This is a genomic window from Mucilaginibacter sp. OK283, assembly GCF_900110415.1.
In the GTDB taxonomy this organism is placed as follows: Bacteria; Bacteroidota; Bacteroidia; order Sphingobacteriales; family Sphingobacteriaceae; genus Mucilaginibacter.
The window spans coordinates 257,556-277,059 of the sequence record NZ_FODR01000006.1; the positions used below are offsets into that span (position 1 = coordinate 257,556).

Annotated in this window: 19 protein-coding genes and 1 other RNA gene; 6 read left to right on the plus strand and 14 right to left on the minus strand. The window is 41.2% G+C overall.

Going from position 1 to position 19,504, the window contains the following annotated elements:
- Nucleotides 1-192: 192 nt before the first annotated feature.
- The 7 genes from BMX56_RS16190 to BMX56_RS16220 all read right to left on the minus strand — a co-directional run bounded on the left by BMX56_RS16190 (nucleotide 193) and on the right by BMX56_RS16220 (nucleotide 4,706).
- The gene (locus BMX56_RS16190; RefSeq protein WP_090650135.1) at nucleotides 193-654 is read right to left on the minus strand and encodes a hypothetical protein; all 462 of its coding nucleotides are present in this window, start codon (nucleotides 652-654) and stop codon (nucleotides 193-195) included.
- A gap of 95 nt (nucleotides 655-749) precedes the next feature.
- On the minus strand, nucleotides 750-2,129 hold the full coding sequence (locus tag BMX56_RS16195; protein ID WP_090650138.1) for a sigma-54-dependent transcriptional regulator: 1,380 nt from the start codon (nucleotides 2,127-2,129) through the stop codon (nucleotides 750-752).
- A 123-nt stretch (nucleotides 2,130-2,252) separates the two neighbouring features.
- Nucleotides 2,253-2,640: RNase P RNA component class A (rnpB, locus tag BMX56_RS16200), an RNA gene on the minus strand.
- A gap of 93 nt (nucleotides 2,641-2,733) precedes the next feature.
- Complete coding sequence (locus BMX56_RS16205) at nucleotides 2,734-3,150, minus strand: c-type cytochrome (RefSeq protein ID WP_090650141.1); 417 nt, start codon at nucleotides 3,148-3,150, stop codon at nucleotides 2,734-2,736.
- Entirely contained in the window at nucleotides 3,147-3,791 is a 645-nt protein-coding gene (locus tag BMX56_RS16210) for an SCO family protein (protein WP_090650143.1), read from the minus strand. The genes BMX56_RS16205 and BMX56_RS16210 overlap by 4 nt, the downstream gene beginning before the upstream one ends.
- Nucleotides 3,792-4,193: a hypothetical protein gene (locus BMX56_RS16215; RefSeq protein ID WP_090650146.1), complete on the minus strand. Its 402-nt coding sequence runs from the start codon at nucleotides 4,191-4,193 to the stop codon at nucleotides 3,792-3,794. It abuts the gene before it with no gap.
- 45 nt (nucleotides 4,194-4,238) lie between these two features.
- Nucleotides 4,239-4,706, minus strand: coding sequence for a DinB family protein (locus tag BMX56_RS16220; RefSeq protein WP_090650149.1), 468 nt, complete (start codon nucleotides 4,704-4,706; stop codon nucleotides 4,239-4,241).
- 432 nt (nucleotides 4,707-5,138) lie between these two features.
- Here BMX56_RS16220 and BMX56_RS16225 point away from each other — a divergent pair, with 432 nt between their 5' ends.
- Nucleotides 5,139-6,542, plus strand: a complete 1,404-nt coding sequence (locus BMX56_RS16225) for a GH1 family beta-glucosidase (RefSeq protein ID WP_090650152.1) — start codon at nucleotides 5,139-5,141, stop codon at nucleotides 6,540-6,542.
- On the opposite strand, the gene BMX56_RS16230 is transcribed toward BMX56_RS16225, so the two are convergent.
- From BMX56_RS16230 to BMX56_RS16240, 3 genes are all read right to left on the minus strand, one after another.
- Nucleotides 6,514-8,592, minus strand: coding sequence for a tetratricopeptide repeat-containing sensor histidine kinase (locus tag BMX56_RS16230; RefSeq protein WP_090650155.1), 2,079 nt, complete (start codon nucleotides 8,590-8,592; stop codon nucleotides 6,514-6,516). The genes BMX56_RS16225 and BMX56_RS16230 overlap by 29 nt on opposite strands.
- A gap of 135 nt (nucleotides 8,593-8,727) precedes the next feature.
- Nucleotides 8,728-10,776, minus strand: a complete 2,049-nt coding sequence (locus tag BMX56_RS16235; RefSeq protein ID WP_177183837.1) for a tetratricopeptide repeat-containing sensor histidine kinase — start codon at nucleotides 10,774-10,776, stop codon at nucleotides 8,728-8,730.
- A 133-nt stretch (nucleotides 10,777-10,909) separates the two neighbouring features.
- Nucleotides 10,910-12,091 carry an acyl-CoA dehydrogenase family protein gene (locus BMX56_RS16240; RefSeq protein WP_090650161.1) on the minus strand — a complete coding sequence of 394 codons (1,182 nt, stop codon included), beginning with the start codon at nucleotides 12,089-12,091 and terminating at the stop codon, nucleotides 10,910-10,912.
- Between the two features lie 351 nt (nucleotides 12,092-12,442).
- Between BMX56_RS16240 and folB the strand changes: the two genes are divergently transcribed.
- Both folB and BMX56_RS16250 read left to right on the plus strand, forming a co-directional pair.
- On the plus strand, nucleotides 12,443-12,802 hold the full coding sequence (folB, locus tag BMX56_RS16245) for a dihydroneopterin aldolase (RefSeq protein WP_090650164.1): 360 nt from the start codon (nucleotides 12,443-12,445) through the stop codon (nucleotides 12,800-12,802).
- Nucleotide 12,803: 1 nt separating this feature from the next.
- Entirely contained in the window at nucleotides 12,804-14,201 is a 1,398-nt protein-coding gene (locus tag BMX56_RS16250; protein ID WP_090650166.1) for an FAD-binding oxidoreductase, read from the plus strand.
- Nucleotides 14,202-14,287: 86 nt separating this feature from the next.
- Here the strand turns inward: BMX56_RS16250 and BMX56_RS16255 are convergent, their stop codons facing one another.
- Nucleotides 14,288-15,094 carry a hypothetical protein gene (locus tag BMX56_RS16255; protein ID WP_090650168.1) on the minus strand — a complete coding sequence of 269 codons (807 nt, stop codon included), beginning with the start codon at nucleotides 15,092-15,094 and terminating at the stop codon, nucleotides 14,288-14,290.
- A 137-nt stretch (nucleotides 15,095-15,231) separates the two neighbouring features.
- The gene (locus tag BMX56_RS16260) at nucleotides 15,232-15,678 is read right to left on the minus strand and encodes an acyl-CoA thioesterase (protein WP_090650463.1); all 447 of its coding nucleotides are present in this window, start codon (nucleotides 15,676-15,678) and stop codon (nucleotides 15,232-15,234) included.
- A gap of 135 nt (nucleotides 15,679-15,813) precedes the next feature.
- Here BMX56_RS16260 and BMX56_RS16265 point away from each other — a divergent pair, with 135 nt between their 5' ends.
- Nucleotides 15,814-16,254 (plus strand): Hsp20/alpha crystallin family protein, encoded by a 441-nt coding sequence (locus tag BMX56_RS16265; RefSeq protein ID WP_090650170.1) that lies wholly within the window; start codon nucleotides 15,814-15,816, stop codon nucleotides 16,252-16,254.
- Nucleotides 16,255-16,459: 205 nt separating this feature from the next.
- A complete protein-coding gene (locus tag BMX56_RS16270; RefSeq protein ID WP_090650172.1) occupies nucleotides 16,460-17,353 on the plus strand; it encodes an SAM hydrolase/SAM-dependent halogenase family protein in 894 nt (297 codons plus the stop codon).
- A 50-nt stretch (nucleotides 17,354-17,403) separates the two neighbouring features.
- On the opposite strand, the gene BMX56_RS30685 is transcribed toward BMX56_RS16270, so the two are convergent.
- Both BMX56_RS30685 and BMX56_RS16280 read right to left on the minus strand, forming a co-directional pair.
- Complete coding sequence (locus BMX56_RS30685) at nucleotides 17,404-17,547, minus strand: hypothetical protein (RefSeq protein WP_369829643.1); 144 nt, start codon at nucleotides 17,545-17,547, stop codon at nucleotides 17,404-17,406.
- Nucleotides 17,547-18,557, minus strand: a complete 1,011-nt coding sequence (locus BMX56_RS16280; RefSeq protein ID WP_090650175.1) for a fatty acid desaturase — start codon at nucleotides 18,555-18,557, stop codon at nucleotides 17,547-17,549. The genes BMX56_RS30685 and BMX56_RS16280 overlap by 1 nt, the downstream gene beginning before the upstream one ends.
- Nucleotides 18,558-18,877: 320 nt before the next feature.
- On the opposite strand from BMX56_RS16280, the gene BMX56_RS16285 reads away from it, so the two are divergent.
- Nucleotides 18,878-19,411, plus strand: a complete 534-nt coding sequence (locus BMX56_RS16285; protein ID WP_090650465.1) for an OmpA family protein — start codon at nucleotides 18,878-18,880, stop codon at nucleotides 19,409-19,411.
- The last annotated feature ends 93 nt before the right edge of the window (nucleotides 19,412-19,504 follow it).

Genomic DNA, 19,504 nt, shown 5'->3' on the forward strand with positions numbered 1-19,504 from the left:
CAGGGGAATTGAAGTGTTTACGACCTGTGTATCTTCAAAGTTGCATAGTTCAGCATTGTACCGGTATTTAAAAATGCAAATTATTGTTTATCAGAATATTAAAAACGCCTGGAGTGATGTTTTATCAATAGCGAAATAAATAAGGCCGAAAGATATTTCGGCCTTATTTATTTAAACAATTAAAATTAAGTGTTATTTAACTTTAACATAAGTTTCAATGATAACATGGTCTATTTTTAGGCTATCTATTTTTTCAATGCCGGTTTGTATAAGCGTATCACCTTTAAATTGAACGGTAAATTTAAAATCCCTGTTTTCCCAATCACGGGCATCACAATAGGCCAGGTGTTCGGCATAATCATTCCCGGCAAGGGTATAAGTACCGCTACCCGAACTATAAACAGGCTTGGCGGTTTTGCCGTGCGCCAAATCATGAGTAAAGAAGGCGAAATTAGTTGCATTAAAAATTTTGACCATTTCTTCATCTTTTGATGGGGTAGTTGTCACGGTATCGCCTTTTGTAATGGCTTTGCTGTTGATCAAATGCCAGGTGCCAATTAAAGGCTGATCTGGTTTTGGATCAGCTTTGGTCTCTTTTTGCTTACATGATGATAGTACAGCTGCGCAGATTAATACGGTATAATAAAGCTTCATAATAATGGTTGGTTTGCACAATATTACTATTAAATGCCGAACAAAAAAAGCAGCTTACATTACTGTTCGCTGCTCAAAAAACATTGTTTATTTTGTTATTCTCCACGTTTTAAGCCAAACTTCTCGATCTTACTGTACAGGTGGCTACGCTGAATATCAATATCATCGGCAGTTTTTGATACGTTCCAATTGTTTTTTTCCAACTTGAATTTAATGTATTCCCGCTCGGCAAAATCCTTATACTCCTGGAAGTTATTGAACTGGTCGAAATCTGTTTGTGGTGCTGCATGGCTATCTGCTACTGCCGCTACCGGCGCCGTTGGATTGGCAAATGCCCTTACATCATTGTCTGTAATGGTTTTATCGCTCAAAATAATCAAACGCTCAACCATGTTTCGCAACTCACGAATGTTTCCTGTCCATGGTAATGCTTTAAGGGCATCAAGGGCCGCGTCTGATATCTTTTTAACCGGCATACCGTATTCATTACATATCTCATCAAGAAAACTTTGGGTAAGCAATGGAATATCGTCCTTCCTGTCAACCAATGGAGGTACGTGGATTAATATAACGCTAAGACGATGGTAAAGGTCCATACGGAAGTTGCCGGCTTCAATCTCCTTGAGCAAGTCTTTATTAGTCGCTGCTACAACGCGTACATCAACATCAATTTCTTTTTCCCCGCCTACACGCGTAATCTTACTTTCCTGCAGGGCGCGCAATACCTTTGCCTGGGCAGATTGGCTCATGTCGCCTATTTCATCAAGGAAAAGCGTGCCACCGTTAGCCGATTCAAATTTGCCAATACGTTGTTTTATAGCCGACGTAAATGAGCCTTTCTCGTGCCCAAACAATTCGCTTTCAATTAATTCAGAGGGGATGGCGGCGCAGTTAACCTCAATAATGGGCGCATTTGAGCGGTGCGATTTTTCATGCAGCCAGCGGGCCACTAATTCTTTACCGCTGCCGTTTGCGCCGGTAACCAGTACGCGGGCGTCTGTTGGGGCAACACGATCAATAGTTTCTTTTATTTTAAGTATGGCCTGGGAATTACCTAATATAGGGCGAACCTTGGATACTTTCCGTTTTAATACTTTGGCTTCTACAACCAAACTTCCACGGTCGAGCGCGTTACGTACAGTTATAAGCAGGCGGTTTAAATCAGGTGGTTTCGATATAAAATCAAAGGCGCCTTTTTTGCTGGCTTCAACGGCAGTTTCAACGGTGCCGTGACCGCTTATCATGATGAACGGTAAATCGGGTTTCAGCGCCAAACCTTCGGTAAGCACTTCCATGCCATCCATCCGGTTCATTTTTATATCGCAAAGTACCAGGTCAAAATCTTTCTTTTCAATTAATTGCAGGCCGTCAATACCGTTATCTACGTCCTCAACCTCATAATCTTCATACTCCAGAATTTCCCGCAAAGTACTGCGTATTGCCCGTTCATCATCAATAATTAAAATTTTTGCCATGTTTTATATATGTAATAGGTTGTAATTGTTCTGTCGCTAATATATCGTTTTGTATAGAAAAACAAACACTTTTGCTTGTAAACAAAAATAACCCCTTCCTGTTTGCAGGAAAGGGTTATATAATTCAGCAGCAAACCTGTAAGCCGGGTTCTGTATTGCCCCTAAAGGCAACTTCTATCATTAATCTGGCCCTGCCATTGCTGACAGGTTTAAACAACCTACCCATCTTAACGTCGCCAACAAGTTGGCGAGCGGGAGCGAGCAGCCCCACTTTCAAGACCTATTTGGTTTTTCAACTCCTGAGGTTTACCGTCATCTCCGGTCGCCCGGAAAAGCCGTGAGCTCTTACCTCACGTTTTCACCCTTACCCCGGTTTGCACCGTGGCGGTATTTTCTCTGTGGCACTTTGCTGTCGCCGGCTGCCGGCGCCTTCCCGTTAGGAAGCAGGATGCTCTGTGTTGCCCGGACTTTCCTCCGCTAATAAATTAGCAGCGATAGAACGTTTTGCAGGCGTAAAGGTAGCAGTTTTAGTTCATAGTTGATGGTTCATAGTTCATAGTCTGACCAGGAATCTATTGTTTAGCTAACGTGCAGAGCCAATTATCTATTTACATTTCTCCAAATCGCCCTGCACTTGTTGCAGGTTTATAGTGCCTAATTTATTGCCGAATGAGTTGGTAACATAAGTAAGTACCTTGGCAATTTCAATGGGGGCAAGGCTATCAGCAGGCATTTCTCCATCAAAAGTTTTGTTATTGATATTAATTTGTCCCTTAAGCCCATTTTTAAGGAAGCAGGCCAAAGCGTTTTTGTTCTTTTTAAGATAGCCTGAATCTGTAAGCGGTGGTATCAGTGCCTGCAAACCCTCGCCTTTGGTGCCGTGGCAGTTTGCGCAGCGGGTAAGGTAAATGACGCTGCCACCAGAGTAATAGCGGTTAAATTCAAGCTGCCCATCGTTCTGGCATGAAAAAAAAATGACTATCAACAGTAATAAAATACCCCCTGTTACTTTGAATTTCATTTGGCTGCGGCTTGGTCTGGTTCGGCCTTTAGTATTTTGATGTCGGCTATCATTTTATCCACTTCTTTGGGGTCGGTACCTTCGTACGTTCCGCGGATGCGTTTTTGTTTGTCTATCAATATAAAAAAACCATCATGTATATATTGCCCGGCGGGATTTTTTTCCTGTACTGTTTGCAGGTAGCTTTTGGCTATAGTATAAGTGCTGCCTTTATCGCCATGCAAAAGCCACCAGTTGTTACCACTAAGCCCCATTTTATCGGCATAGCGCTTAAGTACCTGAACGGTATCATATTTAGGGTCGATGGTGTGTGATATGATCCGGAAATTATCGTCGGCCTTAAACTCCTTATAAACATTGAGCATGTTGCGGTGCATTACCGGGCAGATAGAAGGGCAGGTGGTAAAAAAGAAATCGGCCACATATATTTTACCATCGAGGCTTTTTTGTGTTATAGTATCGCCATACTGGTTTACAAATTTAAAATCGGGAATAGTGGCGTAGGCCGTATCCACAACCGATTTTCCATCCACCGTTTTAGTAACAGGCTCGCGGTTGCCTAAAATAGGCAGTTTGCTTTGTTTATTGTTACAGGCATTTAACACCGATAATACGATAACGCCCAAAATTAATTTGCGCATTTATTTTTTATTTGGAGTAAGATATTTGTCAGATTCGGTTATCGCATTGCTGATTTGAACGTCAATAGCCGCGATTTTCTTTTTTTGATCGCGCAGGTAGTCGATGATTTCCTGGTGCGATTTACCTTTGTTTTCCACGTCAAACTTGTGCATCCAATCGCTCATGGCGCCATCTGCGTCATCAACCAGCTTAAGGCAAACTTTTGCCGAATCGTTAATGTTAGCTACGTTTTTAACCAGGCTATCCAGCAACATTTTGTTTTTCATCAGGTGCTCGTCATTAGCCATTACCTTGTCGTGCACGGCAATAACGCTATCCAGTAGCAATTTTTCCTGTTTTTTATTGTCGGCACATCCCGATAAAATGGCAAGGCTTAATACAATCCCGATATACTTTTTCATGGTTGCGTTTTGTATTGGCAAATATTGTAAATAAAGCTATTAATGTTAACTATTTAGTTGCCTTAAATAATAAACATAGTCGGTAATGGGTAAAGCTTCGGTGCCGGTAAGTTTCAACTGCTGGCCGGCCTGGGCCCTGGTATGTGTGCCATGATTTATTACATGTGTAAGAATATCGCTTACAGAAGTTTGATTACTGCCCAATGCGTTTTGGTATATGATAACTCTGTTCAAATCGTCTTCGGTAATTCGTTCCAGGAAGCCAAGCCACTCTTCATTATATTCGTTTACCAGGTGGGTACAATGCTCAATGGTATACTCTTTGGGCCATAATTCGGCATTGGGATAAGGTTCCACATCATTTACCCTATCCAGCCAACGCCGTTCGGCAGCAAGCAAATGCGACATCAACTTTATAGGGCCCCTGGGATTGCCTGCTTCTGCAATTGCTTTTAATAAAGCATGGTTAGCGAAGTGGCCGTATTTGAACATTTTTATAAAATAGCTTTTCATATAACACGAATTTATAAACACGAATGTCTCGAATTGAATCGAATTTCACGAATTGAATGGACACGAATGTCTCCAATTGAGTTGAATTTCACTGATTAGGGTGGTTAACGCAGATAAAAAGTTGGTTAAATAATAAACTATGCCTTTATAGTTCGTGGAATTGGCCTTAATTCGGGATATTCGTGTTAGTGAAATTCGTGTTTAACAATTTGATAATACAGTTGTTACAATTATGTTATATCCCCATGGTACCTTTAGATAATTAAACAACAAGGTTATGAAATTTATCAATGTGTTTTCAAGGCTCATTAGTGGTATAAGGGAGTGGATGATGTTAAAAAGCATGAAATCATCCTTCATCCATTAATAATAAAACTTTATACCCCGGTTTCGTAAATAATATTGCAATTTTGGACCCTCGTAGTCCATTTAATGAAATTCACTCCACAGCATACTGCTCTGAACAGAGAACTTTTTGGTCCCGATTTTAATTGGGGCGTATCTACTGCTGCATTCCAGATTGAGGGTGCTCATGATGCCGATGGCAAGGGCGAATCTGTTTGGGACAATTTTACAACGAAAAAAGGTAAAATATTAAATGACGATCATGCCCGTACCGCCTGCGATTTTTACAACAGGTACCAGGAGGACATCGATCTTATTAAAAAATTAAATATTCCTAATTTCCGGTTCTCGATATCGTGGACACGTTTGTTACCCAATGGTACGGGTGCAGTTAACCAGGCTGGTATTGATTATTACAACCGCATTATTGATTATTGCCTCGAGCAAGGGGTAGAACCCTGGGTAACTATTTACCACTGGGATTTGCCATTAGTGCTTGAGCAAAAAGGAGGGTGGGCCAATCGTGATGTTATTACCTGGTTTAGTGAATTTACCACCTTATGTGCGCAAAACTTTGGCGACAGGGTAAAACATTGGATGGTAATGAACGAACCGGTGGTTTTTACAGGCGCCGGTTATTTTTTTGGTATCCATGCTCCGGGACGTAGTGGTATCAGGAGTTTTACATCGGTAATTCACCATGTTGTTTTAAGCATAGTTGCAGGGGCAAAAATATTGCGTAAACTGGTACCCAATTCGCAAATTGGCAACACATTTTCTTGTTCGCAGGTTGAGCCTTTAACCAATAAGCCGCGCGATGTGGCAGCAGCTGTTCGGGTTGATGCCCTGATAAACCGCCTTTTTATCGAGCCGCTTTTAGGAATGGGCTACCCGATTAAAGATTTACCCGCTTTAAAGGGAATACAAAAATACATTTTGCCGGGCGATGAGGACAACATGAAGTTTGATTTCGATTTTATCGGAGTGCAAAATTATACCCGCGAGATTGTTCAATATTCCTTTTTTACGCCTTACGTAAACGCACGCATTGTTAAAGCCGAAAACCGCAAGGTTGAATTAACAGCAATGCGCTGGGAAATTCATCCCCCGGCTATTTATCATATGATAAAAAAGTTTGCCGCTTATCCGCAAATAAAGAACATCATTATTACTGAAAACGGCTCGGCCTTTCCTGACGAGGTTACCGACGGCGAAGTAAACGATCCCAAGCGCCTCCAATACCTGCAGGATTATTTGAGCCAGGTTTTAAAAGCAAAAAATGAAGGCAGTAATGTTAACGGCTATTTTGTTTGGACACTTACCGATAATTTTGAATGGGCCGAAGGATATCACCCGCGGTTTGGTTTAGTCCACGTAGACCATACTACGCAAAAACGGATTATAAAGGCATCGGGTAAATGGTTCGCGGAGTTTTTAAAAAAGCCCGTTAAACACGAAGAGTTTACTTTGGAAGCGAGAAGTAGAATGTAGTACCGTGTTCGGTATCGCTTTGAAACCAAATACGCCCATTATGCTTTTCGATTATTTGCCGGCATATTGAAAGGCCCAGTCCAAATGATTTTTCACCCTCGGTACCAGGGCGCTTTGCATCTGTAAACATATTGAAAACCTGGCTTTTAAGTTTGTCTGGAATACCAATGCCATTATCTTTTACCGAAATTTGCACTTCCCGTTCAAAAACTTCAACCTTAACAAATATTGGCGCACCGGCCGGGCTGAATTTTATAGCATTGCTAATTAAATTACTTACTACCCGCCATATTTTTTCGCGGCTTATCATAAGTTCAAGGGGGCCGGGTAATAATTCAAGGCTGATGGTCTGGCTTTTCTCTGCAGCTTTAAAGCGTAGCAGTTCAACACTGTTGGTAAGCAGGCCGTTAATTTCAACTTGCTCAAGATTTAATCCTGTATTGGTCGAATTTGTTGCTTCCAATATCTCATTTATCAGTTCTAACGAGTTAAAGGAAGTTTCTTTGATCAGGTTGAGCATTTCTTTTTGCTCATCAGTATAATCATCTTCGCCCATTACAGAAGTTAGCGATGCTATACCGCCAATAGGGTTACGCAGGTCATGAGCTACTGTACGTAAAATTCTATCTTTCTCCTGGCTGTTTAATTTAAGTTCGTTCAACGCATGTTCAAGATGGGTGTTTTGTTCGTTTATCTGTTGGTTTAGCCTTCCAAGTGTTTGAATGTTCTTTTTTGATTTCTGCCAATTCAGGAACACCAGCGAAATGATCATAACCAGCATCACCACAAAAACTATGGTTACATTAAGATAAATATTTTGTTGCTGATTGTTCTTTTTAAGTTTGTCAAACTCATTATCCTTTTCAAGGCGCTTTATCTGCTCGGCTATGTCCGCTTCCTTAAGTGCCTTGTTTTTTTGATTGATGGAATCTTTTAACGCATCATACTGTATAAAATATTTAATCGCTTCGTCCGGCTTACTTTTTTTTACCAAATATTCCGACATCAAGTAATTCCAATCCGCCCTGGCATCCTGCTGGTGTAAATATTCAAACTGTTTTTTTATTACATTTAATATGTTTAGCAGCGAATCTGCCTGGTTTAGATTGTTGTACACGGCGGCCAGCTTTAACTCTGCATATTGCGCATCCTGGTTGTCGTTACCTTTCCGCAAATTAATACGGATGCTTTTTTTTAGCAAAGTTTTAGCCTGGCTATACTTTTTAAGGCCAATATACACATTGGCAAGGTTGCCGTAAATAACACCGCGGGCCACATCAAGCATTTCTCTTCGGTCGCGATATTGTATTTGGTGCTGGTCAATGTAGTCAAGTGCTTTGTTATAAAAAAAAAGAGCGCTATCGGTTAAGTTTACGGCACTATAGCTTAAGCCTATGTTATCCGTTAGTTCCTGCGTACGATAAAATGCACCGAAATTGCCAGCACACGCGGCGCTTTCTTTTGCACTGTTTTTAAAGTATGCTGCCGCCAGCCGGTAGTGTTCTTGTTTATACATGATCATACCCATCCGGTAGCTGTAGTCGCTCAAAACGCACTCATCTAAGTTATTGTTACCAATTATTTTGCCGTGATAAAAGTTTTCATATGCCTCGTTATACCTGTTTTGGTCAAATAAAACATCGCCTTTATAAAAATATGACTGCCCGTATTCGGTGGCATATTTTGACTTTTTATCAGGTGTGTTAAACAGGCTGAGCATGCTATCTGCATATAACAAGGAGGTGTTTTTATCGGCCTTTACAGAATAAAAGTAGTTGTAATTAAACCGGTAATAGCTATAAGTTTGAAGCAGGTTAAGGTTTTTTGAATGGCGGTACGCCGAATCCAGGTAGTGGATGGCTTCTTCTTTTTTGCCGCCATCGTTCATATTGCTTACCGAATCAAGTACCTTGTTAAACGCCGCCGACGACAAAAACGAATTTGCAGCCCGGTTGCAGGAAAAAATTATGATAACGAAGCAAATGAAAAGCAACCTCGTCAGCATGTTGATGTGAAGCCCGTTTCGGAATATGCTTTTATAGTTGAACATTAATTTTAATAACCAGGGAATTGGGGCTATGCGTTTTAAATACTTCCTAAACTTAAATAAAATATTTCAGCAGCACATTTTTAACGAGAATTTTGTCGTTCGCAGCGGCTGGTGTCTGCATATTGTGTTATAAAACTAAACCGCCGGGGCCTCAAAGGGCAGAAAAACGTAAAAAGTTGTGCCATCGGTTGGATTACTTTGCAACCAAATTTTTCCATTGTGCTTTTCTATAATTTGCTGGCATATGGAAAGGCCCAGGCCGAATGATTTCTCGCCGGCTGTGCCAATCCGCTTGGCATCGGTAAACATATTAAAAACCTGTTGTTTTAGCTTGTCGGGGATGCCTATCCCATTGTCGTTTACTGTTATCTCAACACCGCCTTCGTGATTTTTTAAGCCTACTGTTATACTGCCACCATCGTAGCTGAATTTAATAGCATTGGTGACCAGGTTGCTGATAACACGCCAAATTTTTTCCCGGCTTATAAATACCTGCGCCGGATTTTCGGGCATGTGAAGTTTTATAGACTGGTGTTTTTCGGCAGCTTTAAAACGCAATAATTCTACACTATTGGTTGTCAGTGCGTTAATATCAACCCATTCCTTCTTAATGGGCGCGGCGGCTGAATTAGTAGCTTCTAATATCTCGTTAATAAGGTCGAGCGAATTGTAAGAGGTATCTTTTATAAGGCTAAGCATTTCCAGCTGATCAGGCGTATAATCTTCGGTTACCATGACCGCCGAAAGTGACGCTATGCCACCAAGCGGGTTCCTGAGGTCATGTGCAACAGTTCTTAATATGCGGTCTTTTTCCCGGCTTCCGCGGTGCAGTTCATTAAGGGTATGCACCAGGTTTTCTTTTTGATAGTTTATTTGCTCATTTAACGTCTTTATAGCCAGCATATCCCTTTTTGATTGCTTCATGTTTCTGAAAATCAGGAATATAATTATTACCGCCATAACAGATAATAAAACAGCAATGTAAATGAATATTAGCTGTCGTTTATTGTTGTTTTTCAGGCTGTCTATCTCGCTTTGCTTGTCGTAATTGGCTTGCTGCGTTGTTACATCGGTACGCTTAAGTGAATTGGCCAGCTTTACTAATGAATCCTTTTGTGCCGAGTACTTTTTTAAATAAGTTAGTGCCGCAGTGTTATCATTATTTTGCTGGCTGTATTTACTCATTAAATAATTCCAACCGGCTTCTGCATCGTTATTAGGGAGGCTGTCTAATTGAGTGCGCAGATTTTTAAGTAGCAGGTAAAGATCCTTTTGCCGGTTTAATTTAAGGTACAGGCGTGCGAGCTTTATTTCAGTTAATTGAGCGTCTTTGTTATCATTACCCTTTTTAAAATTTATGGCGATGCTGCTTTTAAGCATCTGTTCGGCCAGTGTATAGTTGCCTGTTATCAAAGCCATATCCCCCTGGTTGCCATAAACCACCCCACGGGCAGTCTCCAGCATTCCGGCCAGGTTGTTAAATCTTGCATTATTGCTATCGATATATTCAAGTGTTTTTTTGAAGTACACAGATGCGCTATCTGCTTTTCCCGCGTTTTTATAACTTTCGCCAATATTATCCAGCAGCTCCTGTCGTTGATAAAATGCCCTGAAATCATCTTTATAAGCCCGGCTTTGGCTATAACTAAGCTTAAAAAAATTGGCCGCATCCAGGTAGTGCGCCTGTTTAAACATCACCATGCCCATCCGGTAGGTATATTCGGCCAGTATTTGATTGCTAATCAGCCTTTTGCCAATATAATATCCCTGATAAAAGCATTTATAAGCGTTGCTGAACTGCGAAAGGTCAAAATAAGCATCGCCGAGGGCGAAATTGGCCTCGGCATAATTAACCTGATATTGGCGTCGCGTTACGCTTTGTTTGGCCATAGCCAGCATACTGTCAGCATAAGCAAGAGCCTTTTTTGAGTTATGGGCAACTTTTCTTTCGTAAACAAAATGAAAACTATAAAAACGGAACCTATCATTTACAAAAGGATTTTTAAGCCTTTTAAAAGCGGAATCGAGATATCGCGTGCCGACAAGCTGCCGTTTTGTTAGCTGATGGTAGTTATTAATAGTGTCGTAAATGGCGTTAAACTGCTTTGAATAGTTACCGTCATCTTTATTGTTATAGTTACAAGCTCCAAAAAGTAAGGCACAAAAAAAAGCTATGCATAACATTAAATTATGCGAATAACTTTTACCGCAGAAAACAATAGGTTTAATCGAACACATTAACTGTATAGCAGCAACAAATATAGTGTTTGGAAAACGCCAATACTATATTTCGGAACTTAAATAATTGCTGCCTATACTATTTAAATGCATCAAGGCCAGTGATATCCATTCCTGTTATCAACAAGTGAATGTCATGTGTGCCTTCATAAGTAATTACCGATTCAAGGTTCATCATATGCCGCATAATAGGGTACTCGCCGGTGATGCCCATGCCACCCAGTATTTGCCGGGCTTCGCGGGCTATATTGATGGCGGTTTCTACACTGTTACGCTTGGCCATCGAAATTTGGGCAGCAGTAGCCCTGTTCTCATTTTTGAGCACACCTAAACGCCAAACCAATAACTGGGCTTTGGTTATCTCGGTTATCATCTCGGCCAATTTTTTTTGCTGTAGCTGAAATGCCGCTATTGGTTTCCCAAACTGAACACGCTCTTTCGAATATCTTAAAGCGGTATCATAACAATCCATAGCGGCACCAAGTGCACCCCAGGCAATACCGTAGCGTGCCTGGTTAAGGCAACCGAGCGGGCCTTTTAAACCGATGGCATTGGGCAATAAGTTTTCCTTTGGTACCTTAACATTATCAAAAACCAATTCGCCAGTAGCCGATGCTCTTAACGACCATTTGTTGTGCGTTGTAGGTGTAGTAAAGCCCTCCATACCGCGCTCCACTATTAATCCTCGTACTTTCTTATTCTCGTCGCGGGCCCAAACAACAGCAATATCGGCAAATGGAGCGTTGGAAATCCACATTTTGGCGCCATTCAGGATATAATGATCGCCGGCATCTTTTATATTGGTGGTCATCCCGCCAGGGTTTGATCCGTGATCGGGCTCGGTGAGCCCAAAACAGCCCATGATTTCGCCGGATGCTAAGCGGGGCAGGTATTTTTTACGTTGTTCTTCAGAGCCGTAGGCATAAATAGGGTACATTACCAATGAGCCTTGCACAGATGATGCCGACCGAATGCCCGAATCGCCACGCTCAATTTCCTGCATAATGATACCGTAAGCCATATAATCCAGCCCTGCACCGCCATACTCAACCGGGATTGTCGGGCCAAATGCGCCAATTTCGGCAAGGCCTTTTACCAGCTGCATCGGGAACTCTGCTTTTTGGGCATAATCTTCAATTATGGGGCTTAATTCCTTTTTTACCCAATCGCGTACCGACGAGCGGATAAGCTTATGTTCTTCGGTAAGCAATTCATCTAATTGATAATAATCGGGCGATTCGTACAGATCTGTTTTAGCCATAATGTTATACTTGGTGGGCAAATATATAGCATTTAAAGTGGACTTATTTAATTCAAAAATGCTGTTTTTAGATACTACAAGCCACTTTATATCAAAAACTATGTTTAGATAGTTTAAACATGGTTTTTGACGAAGTTATTTTTTTTGAAAAAAAATCAGGCATAAAAAAATATGCGTTTTATGTACCGGTTTTGCCACAAAACGTTTTAAAATCAATTGGTAAATAAAGCACAAAAAAGAGCTAAAAAACTGCACTTTTTAGTTAGTAATTTTCAATTTATATCAAGTTTTGTGCAAGTTTTTGACAAATAAATCAATTTTTAAACCAACAAAATCTGCTACTTTTGAACCATGACTACTATTGCCCTGCAGGGTGCAGAATTTTTTGCATACCATGGATTTTATCCCGAAGAACAAAAAATAGGCTGCCGTTTCCTGGTAGATATAACTGTTGATTTTATCCCCCAGAGTGAGCCGGCCGACGACGAGCTTAAACACACTGTTGATTACGAAAAGGTTTATTATATGGCCTGCGAGGAAATGAAACATTCGCGCAAACTGATAGAAACCGTAGCACAAGCTATCTTAGACAGAATAAAAAGAAAATACCCATACGTGGACAGCATTAGTGTGGAAATAAAAAAGTTAAACCCACCGTTGTTGGGTAAGGTAACACACTCGGCTGTTACTGTTAACTATAACAAGCAGTAAAATGGAATATAATAAAATAACACCATCGATATTAGATGCCATTATAGCTATTGTTGGCGCCGGCAACGTTATCAGCCGGCATGACGAGCTTGAAAAATATAGTCACGACGAAACGGAAGACCTGGTTTATTATCCGGAAGTGGTTGCCCGGCCACAAATGCCCGGGGAGGTTTCGGCATTAATGAAACTTTGTTATGACAACCTGATCCCTGTTACCCCGCGTGGTGCCGGTACTGGCTTAAGCGGCGGCGCCCTGGCTATTAAAGGCGGTTTGCTGATAGCGATGGAACGCTTTAATAAGGTGCTGGAGATTGATGAGGCTAATTTACAGGCCACGGTTGAGCCAGGTGTTATTACCGAAGAGTTTATGAACCAGGCTGCTGCTAAAGGCCTGCTTTACCCTGTTGACCCCGCAAGCAAAGGGAGTTGTTTTATTGGCGGCAACGTATCCCATGGTTCGGGCGGGCCAAGGGTGGTTAAGTATGGCACCATTCGCGAATATATATTGAACCTGCAGGTGGTTTTACCATCTGGGGAAATTATCTGGACAGGGGCAAATACCCTTAAATATGCGTCGGGGTATAATTTAACCCAGTTATTCATCGGGTCGGAAGGTACGCTGGGGATTATTACCAAAATTGTGGTGAAGCTGATTCCATTGCCTACGTTGGACGCCTTGATGCTGGCCTCATTTGCTACTAATGAAGCTGCCTGCGCAGCTGTTTCTGCCATATTTCGTGCAGGTATTGTACCATCGGCATTGGAGTTTATGGAGCGGAGAGGAGTGGAGTGGGTGAAAGAGCATGATGATATCGCGTTTGATTTACAAGATGATATCCAGGCTTTTTTGCTGATTGAAGTAGATGGTAATAACCAGGACGTGATTTTTGCCGACTGCGAAAAAATTAACGCGGTATTAGAAGCGTATGATTGCAAAGATGTGCTCTTTGCCGATTCATCGGCCCAAAAAGAGGAGCTTTGGCGGCTGCGCCGGACTATGGCTGTATCAGTAAAATCAAACTCGGTTTATAAAGAAGAAGATACCGTAGTGCCCCGCGCCGAACTGCCCCAGCTGATTAAAGGAATAAAAGAGATTGGTGTTAAATATGGCTTTAAATCAGTTTGTTATGGCCACGCGGGTGATGGAAATCTTCATGTAAATATTATTAAAGCCAACATGAGCGATGAGGACTGGAACAGCAAACTCAAATTCGGTATCAAGGAGATTTTTGAACTTACAGTAGGGTTGGGTGGTACCCTATCCGGTGAGCATGGCATCGGTTTGGTTCAAAAAGATTTTATGCCGATAAAGTACTCGGAGGTGCATTTTGCCCTTTGGCGCGGTATCAAGAGTATATTTGACCCGAAGGGGATTTTAAATCCGGGGAAGATATTTTAAATTTGAGAGTTTGAAGATTTGAAAATGGTAAAACCGAAGAAAAACTAATTTTCAAATTCTCAAATCTTCAAATTCTCAAATTATTTTTAAATTACTATCCCTGTGTTCAAATCAACTGTGTAAGCTGTGCCGTTGTAAGTTATTTTAACTTTCCAGTTTCCTAAAAACTCAACAGTTCCTGTATATTTATCGGTATTGTAAGATGCCGAACCGCCATCGTAAACATGCTCGCCGCTAAAATCGGCTGTACCCTCATATATATTGGGGCTTATTACATTAGGATCTGTGCCTGTATTGAATTTTACCCCCTTAAGAATGTAATTGGTTGAAAAGGAATTGTATTTAACCGTCTTGCTGCCGTTCAGCGGATAATCTGACGTTTTAAAACTTGATTTACCATTTAACGAAAATTGGGTATAAGCTAAATCGATACCATATACAGCAAAATGCTGGGTAGCCACCCTGGTAAAGCCAAAAGTTGGTGTTTTGCCAATAATTGTAGTGCTGTCGTCAAAGGTATAACCGCGTAGTAAGCTGGCGGTTTTACATAACGAAATGAATTTAATTTTATCAGTAAGCGTAGTTATGCTGTCTCCTCTGCTCAAATCGAAAGAAACAGTAGTATCCATCATTAGCCCGCATTCGCCAACATAAAAGGAGTTAACAGCAAGCTTACTATTCTTTTTATTTATATTACTGTAGGCGTTCAGGCCGTTTTGTATGTTCGCTCCACCGTTACTGCCACTTAGCGATTTATATAGGTTTATGGCAATCTGTGCGGCTATTTTGGAGTCAGTTTTTTTGTCAGCAGATGTGTTTTCTTTTTTACAAGCCGGGTAAACAATGCTCACAAATACGGATAAGATCAATAGGTTTTTAACGGTATATTTCATTTTTTATGTACTGATAAGGTTGTAAAGCGCCTTAAAGGTAGGTGTTTTAATTTGAGAATTTGAAGATTTGAGAATTTGAAAATGAATTCTTCTTCCAACCTGGCATTTTCAAATCTTCAAATTTTCAAATCTTCAAATTAATTCGTATTCAATATCAATCTCGGCTCATCATATGCAATCATGCTCCTGCGTTCATCCGGCGGGATAGAAACTGATTTATTGGCGGCGTAATCATAGCTGATGCAAACTGTTTTGCCGGTTGTTACAATTTCTTCGCCCTGCGGGGTTATTTTTACCAATACGTGCATCACATCAAAGCTGCTGTTGCCTATACGTATGGTGCGCACGTAGCAGGCTATTTTATCTTGAACGGTAATTTGTTTTAGGTAATTGATTTCTGAGCGACCTATAATAATACCGGCGTTATTCCAATCCCAACCTATGGCGTCTTTCCAATAGTTGGTCCTTGCTATTTCAAAGTAAGTTAAATATATGGCGTTGTTAACGTGTCCTAATGAATCAATATCCGAAAAACGGATAGGTATGTCAGTTTTAAATTTGTAATCGCTGAGTTTTTCGGCCATTTGTGTCATTTTGTCGGTAGTAAATCTTTATCAATGACAAATAGTCATATAGAATATTGATTTTCCCTGTTGGTATAACAGTTGATTAATACTTCACGAAGTTAACAAAAACAAAAACTTATAAATATACATATCATGACTTTAGTAAAATTTAACAACGGATTAAAAAACAACGCGAGAGGCCCATTCTTTAACGATGTATTCGATTCAATTTTAAACGATTCGTTCCTTGGCGATAAACTGGTAGCCCGCATACCTGCCGTAAACATCAGCGAAACTGAAAATGAGTTCCAGGTTGAATTGGCTGTACCAGGCTTAAAGAAAGAAGACTTGAAGATCAGTTTGGATAAAAACGTATTAACCGTAGCAGCTGAAAAGAAAACTGAAAACGTTGAGGAAGGTAAAAAATTCAGCAAACGCGAATACAGCTACAACTCATTCAGCAGGTCGTTTACCTTACCCGAAAGTGCTGATCATTCAAAAATCGAAGCAGACTATACCGATGGTATCCTGACTTTGACCATTACCAAAAAAGAAGAAGCTAAATTTCAATCAAGAGAAATAGCTGTAAAATAATTAAAGACTGTTTTCATAAAGTAGTTAGTTTGGTTTGAAGGCCGTTCCCGCAAGGGGCGGCCTTTTTTGGCTTGAAAAGCTGCTTAAATTGGTGTTAGTTTTAATATTTTATTGTATTTTACGCTGTGTGATAGTCGCTGCGTACCTGCAAACGCGTACATGAAAAAGACTCGTCACCGCGTTATGCAATAAATATATTTTCAACATGATTAAAAAGCTACTTACCATTCTTTTAATTTCAATTACCGGTTTATCCTATGCCCAAAACAAAATTGTAGTTTTCCAATCCGATTTTGGCGTAAAAGATGGCGCTGTCTCGGCCATGAAGGGCGTTGCTACCGGTGTTTCTGCCGATTTAAAACTTTATGATCTCACACACGAGATTCCTGCTTATAACATCTGGGAAGCATCATACCGTCTCTATCAAACTGTAAATTACTGGCCTGCAGGTACGGTATTTGTTTCGGTAGTGGATCCTGGGGTAGGTACCGCCCGTAAATCTGTTGTGCTCAAGACCAGAACGGGCCAATATATTGTTACGCCTGATAATGGCACATTAACGTTGATAGCTGAATCGCTGGGAATAGCCGAAATCAGGCAGATTGATGAGTCCCGCAATCGTCGTAAAGGGTCCGAAAAATCATACACTTTTCATGGCCGCGACGTATATGCCTACACCGCCGCACGCCTCGCGGCCGGTGTTATTACCTATGAGCAGGTAGGGCCCGAACTGCCTAAACAAGTGGTGAAAATTCCGTATCAAAAAGCAATATTGGAAGGCGGAACCCTGAAAGGTACCATTGATATCCTTGATATTCAATATGGCAACCTGTGGACAAATATAGGCGATGACTTGGTAAAACAACTGAACGTTAAAGTAGGAGATACCCTCCACCTGGTAATTTACCAAAATGGCGAAAAGAAATTTGAGGGTGATGCCCCATACAGCGATACCTTTGGCGAGGTAGCGAAAGGCAAGCCCCTGGCTTATATGAATAGCCTGATGCAATTATCTTTTGCCTTAAACCAGGGCAGTTTTGCCGACATTTATAAAATAGGCAGCGGAAGCGACTGGAGCGTGGTAGTGAGCAAGAAGTAGTAGTGAGTGGTCAGTTGTGAGTGGTGTGTTGGGCTCTCGAGTAGTTTTTTTCAATAAACACAAATGGCGTATCGAAAGATGCGCCATTTGTGTTTATTTCCACTGACCACTGACCACTGACCACTGACCACTGACCACTGACCACTGACCACTGACCACTGACCACTGACCACTGACCACTGACCACTGACCACTACGCCATCTCCCGGCTTCGCTTCATTTCTTCGGCCATTTTTATTCCTTGCTTTCTCACCTGTTCTGTTCGTACGTAACGTTTATCCGCGCCTAAATTGGGCTTGGTAATAAAATCATAAAACATTCGCGTCCAGGAGTGGGTCGAATCCAGGTGCTGGTAAAACTCTTTGGTAATTTTATAATACTTAGGCAAAAAACGGCCCGGTATGTTCATAATATCGTGGTGTTCATTATGGTAGCCTACATTAAAACAAACCCAGTTGAGCCAGCCATAGTACGAATTGGTTTCCTGTCCTTCTTCAAATATAAAATGCTCATGAATAAAATGCCCGGCTGCGGGATGCAGGCTGAATCCCCATAAGGTGGATAGGAAGAGGTAGATAATGGCAATTTTCCCTAAAAACACAAATATCAATACATCGGTAATAATCAGCGTAACGATGTTGGCCCATTCCCATTTGGTTGGCCTGGTATCAAATCCCCTTACCAAAAACAGGAAGAATATGTAAAAAAACAGCCAGATGAATTTCCGGATCCCCGATTTGCCTACCATTTTCACTTCCCAATGGCTCGGGAAATCATTATCAACATGCTCGATGCCCAGGTGGGAGTGATGCTTCATATGGTGTGTACGAAAGGCGATAGCGCCCGGCACCAAAACCGGGATATTGGCAAATATGGCCAGTGCCTTATTTTGTGCAGGCGTTTTCAGCATCAGGTTATGTGCCATTTCGTGTACGGCCATGGCCGACCAATGGTTCATCGTGCCGCCCACCACGTATGATAGCAGGATAATTTGCCACCAATATGTTCCAAACGAAGGAAACCATATACTAACACCCCATGCAAAACTAATTTGCCCTGACACAATAAAAAAGGTAAGCACTGCCGCCCAGGGATCGTAGCCCATTAATTGTTTTACTTCCGGGTGTTTTTTTAATACTTCTATCCGGCGCAAAAAATGTATATCCGGCGTTTCAATTGGTTCAAAAGGAGTATCGGTTTTCATGTTGATGTGTTTTAGGATTATTGCTAAATAACATAATCAGCTTTAAATTACTCCCGGTAGTTGTACGTATTTAGCTGCGTAGAATTACTTAAATATTAATAAAAACACTGCGATTAATCCGAAATAAACATTGGGGTAATATACAAGGCGTCTTAACTTAATAATACTTATCCAGGCAATTTCCCGTTCTAACTGGCAGTTAAGGATCATGCGCATGCCAAACAAATTGTCATTTAAATCCTTTTTTTAATAATGCCGTATGGGCATTAAAGCCATGTGGCAAATATTTTTTTATGTTTACCGAAAAATCAAAACCAACTATGAAGTTTTTAAAAGCCCCTTTATTTTTATCGCTTATTGCTTTAGTAGCCGTCACTTTTCCTGCTTGTAAAGCCAAGAAATTAGCCGAAAAACCTGCTCCTGTTGAAACCGAGAAAATGTACGCGCCGGCACCGAAGCCAACCCCGCCGCCTGCTGCTGCACCTGCGCCAACCCCGCCGCCTGCACCTGCTAAGCCAAATTATAATTTTACCAATATCCAGTTTGAATTTAATTCGGCAGTGTTAAAAACCGCGTCATACCAGGCGCTTGACCAGGCTGTTATAGAAATGAAGAAAGATCCATCGGCAAAATTCGTTTTAAATGGAAATTCATCTGCCGAAGGTACCGACGAACGTAATATGGAATTATCTGTTCAGCGTGCCAACTCGGTTAAAACCTACCTGGCAAATAGCGGCATCAGTGCAGATAACTTAACAGTTAAGGGCTATGGCGAAAGCAAACCCATTGCCGATAACACAACCGAAGAAGGCCGTGTTTTGAACCGCAGGGTGGAGATTAAGCTTGTGCAATAGTTCGAAGTCTTGAGTTCTAAGTCTGAAGTCTGAAATGTCATTTTTAACTTAAGACTTCAGAGTTAGGACTCAAGACTTAACACACGGGCAACC

Bases quoted from the DNA above. Each gene is read 5' to 3' on its own strand.
- BMX56_RS16235 (WP_177183837.1), bottom strand. From the start codon at position 10,776: ATGTTATGCATAGCTTTTTTTTGTGCCTTACTTTTTGGAGCTTGTAAC.
- BMX56_RS16285 (WP_090650465.1), top strand. From the start codon at position 18,878: ATGAAGTTTTTAAAAGCCCCTTTATTTTTATCGCTTATTGCTTTAGTA.
- BMX56_RS16225 (WP_090650152.1), top strand. From the start codon at position 5,139: ATGAAATTCACTCCACAGCATACTGCTCTGAACAGAGAACTTTTTGGT.
- BMX56_RS16215 (WP_090650146.1), bottom strand. From the start codon at position 4,193: ATGAAAAAGTATATCGGGATTGTATTAAGCCTTGCCATTTTATCGGGA.
- BMX56_RS16265 (WP_090650170.1), top strand. From the start codon at position 15,814: ATGACTTTAGTAAAATTTAACAACGGATTAAAAAACAACGCGAGAGGC.
- folB (WP_090650164.1), top strand. From the start codon at position 12,443: ATGACTACTATTGCCCTGCAGGGTGCAGAATTTTTTGCATACCATGGA.
- BMX56_RS16250 (WP_090650166.1), top strand. From the start codon at position 12,804: ATGGAATATAATAAAATAACACCATCGATATTAGATGCCATTATAGCT.
- BMX56_RS16220 (WP_090650149.1), bottom strand. From the start codon at position 4,706: ATGAAAAGCTATTTTATAAAAATGTTCAAATACGGCCACTTCGCTAAC.
- BMX56_RS16230 (WP_090650155.1), bottom strand. From the start codon at position 8,592: ATGTTCAACTATAAAAGCATATTCCGAAACGGGCTTCACATCAACATG.
- BMX56_RS16190 (WP_090650135.1), bottom strand. From the start codon at position 654: ATGAAGCTTTATTATACCGTATTAATCTGCGCAGCTGTACTATCATCA.
- BMX56_RS16205 (WP_090650141.1), bottom strand. From the start codon at position 3,150: ATGAAATTCAAAGTAACAGGGGGTATTTTATTACTGTTGATAGTCATT.
- BMX56_RS16240 (WP_090650161.1), bottom strand. From the start codon at position 12,091: ATGGCTAAAACAGATCTGTACGAATCGCCCGATTATTATCAATTAGAT.
- BMX56_RS16210 (WP_090650143.1), bottom strand. From the start codon at position 3,791: ATGCGCAAATTAATTTTGGGCGTTATCGTATTATCGGTGTTAAATGCC.
- BMX56_RS16260 (WP_090650463.1), bottom strand. From the start codon at position 15,678: ATGGCCGAAAAACTCAGCGATTACAAATTTAAAACTGACATACCTATC.
- BMX56_RS16280 (WP_090650175.1), bottom strand. From the start codon at position 18,557: ATGAAAACCGATACTCCTTTTGAACCAATTGAAACGCCGGATATACAT.
- BMX56_RS16195 (WP_090650138.1), bottom strand. From the start codon at position 2,129: ATGGCAAAAATTTTAATTATTGATGATGAACGGGCAATACGCAGTACT.
- BMX56_RS16255 (WP_090650168.1), bottom strand. From the start codon at position 15,094: ATGAAATATACCGTTAAAAACCTATTGATCTTATCCGTATTTGTGAGC.
- BMX56_RS16270 (WP_090650172.1), top strand. From the start codon at position 16,460: ATGATTAAAAAGCTACTTACCATTCTTTTAATTTCAATTACCGGTTTA.